This window comes from Sessilibacter corallicola (genome assembly GCF_021290925.1).
GTDB lineage: Bacteria > Pseudomonadota > Gammaproteobacteria > Pseudomonadales > Cellvibrionaceae > Sessilibacter > Sessilibacter corallicola.
In genome coordinates this window covers 316,314-322,876 of record NZ_JAJSLX010000005.1, presented here as the reverse complement: position 1 = coordinate 322,876, position 6,563 = coordinate 316,314, and the positions used below count along the sequence as shown (strand labels likewise).

General features: G+C 44.6%; 7 protein-coding genes. 2 read left to right on the top strand and 5 right to left on the bottom strand.

Annotated elements, in window-relative coordinates:
• Positions 1-191 precede the first annotated feature (191 nt).
• Positions 192-1,499 (bottom strand): tyrosine--tRNA ligase, encoded by a 1,308-nt coding sequence (tyrS, locus tag LU361_RS19900; RefSeq protein ID WP_233090919.1) that lies wholly within the window; start codon positions 1,497-1,499, stop codon positions 192-194.
• Between the two features lie 249 nt (positions 1,500-1,748).
• Here tyrS and LU361_RS19895 point away from each other — a divergent pair, with 249 nt between their 5' ends.
• A complete protein-coding gene (locus LU361_RS19895) occupies positions 1,749-3,206 on the top strand; it encodes an OapA family protein (RefSeq protein ID WP_233090918.1) in 1,458 nt (485 codons plus the stop codon).
• An 18-nt stretch (positions 3,207-3,224) separates the two neighbouring features.
• Positions 3,225-4,334, top strand: coding sequence for an anhydro-N-acetylmuramic acid kinase (locus LU361_RS19890; RefSeq protein ID WP_233090917.1), 1,110 nt, complete (start codon positions 3,225-3,227; stop codon positions 4,332-4,334).
• 22 nt (positions 4,335-4,356) lie between these two features.
• Here the strand turns inward: LU361_RS19890 and LU361_RS19885 are convergent, their stop codons facing one another.
• From LU361_RS19885 to LU361_RS19870, 4 genes are all read right to left on the bottom strand, one after another.
• Complete coding sequence (locus LU361_RS19885) at positions 4,357-4,812, bottom strand: DsrE family protein (RefSeq protein ID WP_233090916.1); 456 nt, start codon at positions 4,810-4,812, stop codon at positions 4,357-4,359.
• 17 nt (positions 4,813-4,829) lie between these two features.
• Complete coding sequence (gene erpA, locus LU361_RS19880; RefSeq protein WP_233090915.1) at positions 4,830-5,204, bottom strand: iron-sulfur cluster insertion protein ErpA; 375 nt, start codon at positions 5,202-5,204, stop codon at positions 4,830-4,832.
• Between the two features lie 122 nt (positions 5,205-5,326).
• A complete protein-coding gene (locus tag LU361_RS19875; RefSeq protein WP_233090914.1) occupies positions 5,327-5,770 on the bottom strand; it encodes a bactofilin family protein in 444 nt (147 codons plus the stop codon).
• Between the two features lie 5 nt (positions 5,771-5,775).
• On the bottom strand, positions 5,776-6,516 hold the full coding sequence (locus LU361_RS19870) for a DUF6776 family protein (protein WP_233090913.1): 741 nt from the start codon (positions 6,514-6,516) through the stop codon (positions 5,776-5,778).
• Positions 6,517-6,563 lie beyond the last annotated feature (47 nt).

Sequence of the window (6,563 nt, the reverse complement as noted above, 5' to 3'; positions counted from 1 at the left end):
AACTCACTAAAAATGTCTTTTCTTCAATAACCGAGAGAAGACTTTCTCAACTCTTTAAACAACTTAAACAAAAGCCAATGACCTTGTTTTTGTTGCTCTTCGTCGTTGAGAGGGCGCGAACTATACGGAATAGATTTCTGCCACGCAAGCACTTTTTTAAATTTATTTTTACAGCGTACAAATTGGTACAATTAGTACTCAACCTCAATTAAATGGTTCTTCTTTTTGCCCAATTTGATCAAGAAATAACGACCATAACGCGAATTACTTTGGGCAAAGTTCCCCTCACCCGCCATGTTATCTGCCTGGGATTTTTCAGCACCATTAACCCAAACCGCGCTACGACCCAATGCATCTTTCACTTCACGACCAGCTGATACCATTCCGCACTCCACCAACAAACTGGTCAATGGCTTTTCTTTAGCTTCTGAATAACTGATCTTACTCGACGGCAACCCATCAAGCGCAAGCTGAGCAAGATCTTCTTCAGCCAGTGATGAAGCATCACCACTAAACATCGCATCAGTTATTCGCTTAGCTGCCTCATAACCGTTTTCACCGTGAACGATCTCCGTAACATGCTTCGCCAAAATTGCCTGACCTTCTGGTCGACCAGAAGCCTCAGCATCAGACTTTTCTATGTCATTGATTTGCGCGACATCTAAGAACGTGAAGTACTTTAAAAACTTATAAACATCAGCATCAGCTGTATTAAGCCAGAATTGATAGAAACTGTATGGAGAGGTTTTAGACGAATCCAACCAAATTGTGCCGCTTTCGGTTTTACCGAATTTTGTTCCATCAGACTTAGTGACCAGCGGCAGAGTCAACCCGAAAACATGACCTGAGTAGAGCTTACGAGATAGGTCAACACCACCGACAATATTGCCCCACTGATCAGACCCACCCAATTGGAGGGTACAACCGAATCGTTTGTACAGCTCAGCAAAGTCATAGCTCTGCAAAAGCATGTAGGTAAATTCAGTGTAGGAGATGCCAGCACCTTCTCGGTCAAGCCGTTGCTTAACCGACTCTTTATTGATCATGTTATTAACAGAGAAATGCTTACCTATATCTCTTAAGAAACTGACTAAATCGATTTCTTGAGCCCAATCGAGATTGTTAACAACTTCTGCCGACGTCGATGACTGATCAAACTCAATAAATTTTGAAACTTGATCTTTAATCTTTTGCGTCCACTGAGAAACTACATCTGCAGAGTTCAACTTTCTCTCTTGCGCCTTAAAACTTGGATCACCAATAAGGCCCGTTGCACCACCAACAAGCGCGATAGGTTTATGGCCAGCCTGCTGGAATCGTCTCAGAGCAAGTAATGGCACCAAACTTCCGATGTGCAAACTGTCGGCGGTCGGATCAAACCCACAATAGAGTGTTCTCGATTCCTTTAAGTGCTCAACCAGCTGATCATCTCCGGTCATTTGGTTAACCAAGCTGCGTGCTCGCAAGTCATCGAGTAATTGTGGATTTATCTCACTCATGGGAATTCCCGTTAACAATAATATTAAGATTCAATAATTAGAGATTAAAAATACGCAGTGCTGAGAGTTGGCATAAGCCCTGCGTCCATAATTTTGGACGACGAACATTACCTGAAAACCTAGGGAAAGCAAACTGAGTAAAGCTTGGCAAAAAACGCATGAAATTAATGCACAAGGATGATAATTAACCATTTATCTGTTATAAACAATTGTATAGGCTACAAACTTTAACTAATTTTCAAGATTGTTATGCAACCACCTGAATCAAAAGCGGAAAAGTCACACGGATTGAGCTGGCTGCACTTCCCAAAAACCCACTTCTTTGCCACCAGCGCCCTCACAGTAGGCTTAATTACCTTATTATCGGTATGGCCAAGTGAAAACGCCGAAGCAATTCGCCAAGCAGAACTGCCTAACGACCAACAAATTAACAATGAAGCAACGGCTGAAACCAAAACGCTGGATTCCAGCGCAGAGAGTACTCCATCACAAACGCTAACCAGCCTTGCTCGTGAAACATCAGTTGCCTCAATCGACGAGAGCACAACCACAGAATTAGCCCAAACAACAGAAGTTGAAGTGCTCCCCGCAGCAGCTATTACAGAAAACTGGCACGAAGAAGTTGTTAAGAGTGGTGACAACCTATCCAATATTTTCAAACGCGCGAAATTAACAGACCGCGACGTTTACCTTTTTGTCAGCAGCAGCAAAGAAGCAAAAGCCCTTACCAAGCTCCAACCCGGTGAAAAATTGGAGTTCTTGATTGAAGATGAATCATTATCGGCCGTTCGATACAAACCCAACCGTCTAGATACCCTCATATTCAATCGGGAAGAAAACAGCTACAACTACGAAAAGCATTCAGCTCAGCCAGACATTCAGTTGGCTTTCAAAGAGGCCAATATTACTGACTCCTTGTTTTTAGCGGGTACTAAAGCTGGACTCGAAGACAGCATCATCATGGAAACCGCCAATATTTTTGGCTGGGATATCGATTTTGTCTTGGATATTCGTCGAGGTGACTCGTTTAAAGTTTTGTATGAAGAAAAATTCCTTGATGGCGAAAAGTTTGGTAACGGCTCAATCTTAGCTGCGGAATTTACTAACAAAGGCAAAACTTACCGAGCAGTTCGCTACACCAACGCATCTGGAGATAGCCAATACTACACTCCAGATGGCGACTCAATGCGCAAAGAGTTTTTGCGTACACCTGTCGATTTCGCACGTATCAGCAGCCACTTTAACCTTCGTCGCAAACATCCTGTTCTCAACACCATTCGAGCACACAAGGGAACAGATTACGCCGCCCCAAGAGGAACGCCTATCAAGGCAGTTGGTGACGGCAAGATTGTTCACGCGGGAAGAAAAGGCGGTTATGGCAATGTAGTGATTATCCAACACGGACAAACCTATAAAACGCTGTATGCACACATGAGCAAGTTTCGTCGTGGGATTCGCGTTGGCAAAACTGTAAAACAAGGACAAACCATCGGCTATGTAGGCTCTACCGGTTTAGCAACCGGGCCACATCTGCATTATGAGTTCTATGTAAATGGCGCTGTTAGAAACCCTGTGACCGTGAAGCTGCCGAAGGCGAAATCAATCCCAAGTTCAGAAATGCTACGCTTTGCCCAACAAACACAACCTGTGCTTGCAAAATTAGGTGTACACACGAACACCCAACTGGCTCTAAAAGAGAATCAGTAAACGTAGAAATTTCAAATAATGAAAGATTTATATGTTGGTTTGATGTCTGGAACCAGTATCGATGGCATCGATGCTGGTCTCTTAGAAGTGGATAACAACCAATATCGCCTCATCGAAACCCATAATCACGATATTCCAGCAGAACTCAAATCCCAACTTGAGCACTTATCCACAGCGGAATCCTTCAGCGTCGATGATTTCGGTGGTTGTGATCGACAACTTGGACAACTCTTCGCCCAAGCCGTAAATACTCTGTTACACAAAGCCAACATCAGCAAATCAAGAGTCACCGCTGTCGGCAGTCACGGACAAACTGTTCGACACAGACCCACCACAGAGCACAACGGTCCGTTTACCCTGCAAATTGGCGACCCCAACATTATCGCAGTAGAAACTGGTATCGATACCGTCGCTGATTTTCGTAGAAAAGATATGGCAACTGGTGGCCAAGCCGCACCCTTAGCACCCGTATTTCATCAGGCATTTTTTGGTGACCATCGTATTTCTCGCGCTGTTATCAACATTGGCGGTATCAGCAATTTAAGCAAACTCTCTCCAAACGAAGATTTAATCGGCTTCGATTTAGGGCCAGGCAATCGCTTGATGGACGCATGGAGTCAACGTCATCTAGGTGAAGAATTTGATCGCGATGGCAACTGGGCTGCATCTGGCTCAATCAATCGAAAATTACTCACCAAACTTCTAGCTCACCCTTACCTATCTCAGAAATTTCCCAAAAGCACAGGAAGAGAAGACTTTAATCTTCAATGGCTAGACGGATTACTAGAAAACGAAGAAAAGATAGCAACAAAAGACGTTCAAGCGACGCTATTGGAGTTCACTGCCGAGAGCATAGCAACATCAACGTTGGAGATATTCACACCTGATGAAGTGTACATTTGCGGCGGTGGCGCGCTAAACACCGAGCTTATGAAACGCTTACAGGTACTTTTTGGCGAAAAGCCTGTTCAATCCACTCTGTTGCTGGGTATAGATCCTCAATGGGTAGAAGCAGCTGGCTTTGCGTGGTTGGCAAAATGCAGAATTGAAAACTTACCGGGTAATAGCACCACTGTGACGGGTGCTTCTAAAGAACTGACGCTGGGCGGGCTTTATTTAGCCAACTAGTTTGTTGGCTTTGCGGATGAAGCTAGAAGTATAAGTACTGCTCGTCATTCACTAAACGATCAATCTCAGCCAAACCAAACGGGACCGTACTCACAAAAGGCACCAATGAGCTGACCGGTTGCCCCAATACGCCCATTCGGGTCTCACACACTCTAATATCAACCACATTAAACGCGGTTAAACGCGCCGCCAAATCAACAATATGTTTGTGTTTTTGGTAGCGATCGCGCATGAAAAGGCGAACTTCGGGGCCGTGAAGAACAATCACTACTGGTTCGTAATCGCCTTCGGGTTGATCGGCGAGAAAGTACTGCTCAATACGAACCAACGCTCGTTCCAATTCTTCAGGGGAATTGTTACCAATGCGAGCCAAATAATTGCCTTCAAACAGCAAATCGTGTTTTGGCGTAAGGTCTTGGGCATTCACCAAAGAGCTCATCAAACTTAGAACGATCAAAACAGCCGCGAAAGCTTTCATGAGGCCTACCAAGGGTTTTAAATAGTAAAGGAAGCTCCACAACCACAGGTACTTGAAGCATTCGGGTTGGAAACAATAAAGCGAGAACCAGCAAGACCTTGTTCGTAATCTACGGTAGCGCCGGTTAGAAACGGATAGCTTAATGAATCGACAACAACGGAGATTCCATCAACTTCGACGATAGCGTCTTCGTCGTTGGTTACATCGTCAAAAGTGAAACCGTACTGAAAGCCAGAACAGCCGCCGCCAGTCACATAGACACGAAACTTCAGCGCTTCGTTACCTTCGTCTTCGATAAGCTCACGCACCTTAGTTACTGCATTGGCAGTCACATTAAGGATTTGGCTGTCAGAGCTACTTCCAACATCGTGATACAAAACGCCTGAAGACATAGTCACCTCGTACGGCCACCCGCATCAATGCTCGGGAGGCAAAAGCTATTGTTGATAGAACAAGTATACCCATTAATGTTGGTCGATATAAGTCCGACCATAACACTAGGGTTTAAATTCAATTAAGCTTTAATGGGTGTGACGCTGTTAGATTTCAAGTCTGCCGCTTTTTCAGAAGATTTACCGTTAGATTTCGCTTGCTGGGCTTTGGCAAACACCAAATTACCATTCACTTGCGCACCTTTGATCATTTCTATCAATGAGTAGTGAACATTGCCATCAACAACAGCGCGCTCGGCAAGCTCAATATGTTCGCTGGAGTAAACATCACCACGAACACGGCCGTTGATGATAATAGTGGGTACACGAATTTCGCCGGTGACTTCGCCGGAATCCAATAATTGGACGTGCGCAGGGCCGTCGGATGCGATGATATTGCCGTTGACCTTACCTTCAATCATAAGATTGCCGCTAAAAACTAAATCGCCTTGGATCTCAGTGCTTTTAGAAATTAGGGTTGTCGCTCCTTTAGTTGGAGTCGCCTCGGAAGTTTTCTTGCTAAACATGCTTTTTAGGTCTCCTGAACCAGCCAGCCAAACTTTTTCTCAACGGATTGCCCAGTAGAGCTCGATTTTGCAATCAGTTCGATGCGCTCGGGTTCAAACCCTTCTGGCAGCACCAACTCACCTTCGACATTTTGGAAATATTTAAAGCGCAACTTAATGCGTTCGTCATTAATTTGCTCAGATATTTCTTTTAAAGGTATTTGACGCGCCTCGTCTCCCTGTCGGCCCACCACAGTGACACTTAATGAACCAGAAATCAATTTGTGATTAGTAGCCAGTTGCTGGACTACCATTCGGTATTGATAATGCCGTGGCACCCCGGTGGCAATGAAATTCACTTGGCCAATGGTCAGCCCGCGAACATTGTCTTTTGGCGCCATGATGCCGCGATAGAAACTGATATCGGCTTCAAGTGCAGCAATTTTGTCTTTGAGTGAAACCACCTCAACACGCACATCATCATTAGCGCGCTGATCGATTTCAGAGCCAAGGCGTAAATTAGCAACCTGTTGTCGCAATTGCTCAATGGTGGAATTTGCGCTTTCCAGATTCAAGTTCAGCTCACCGTTTTCGGCCGCTAAGCGATTAACTTCCTTTGTGGTGACATAACCACCAAACAGGTAACCGAGCACCGAAAATACGCAGACACACACAAAGGCAATACAAAAGTACACCCAGGCTCGCCACGGCTTATGCTCAACAACAACAAGATTTTGAGGCTTTGGTGATGATTTTGATCTAGTCATTCAAATACCGCTTACAATATATGGATCTTAATCCATATATTGTAGAA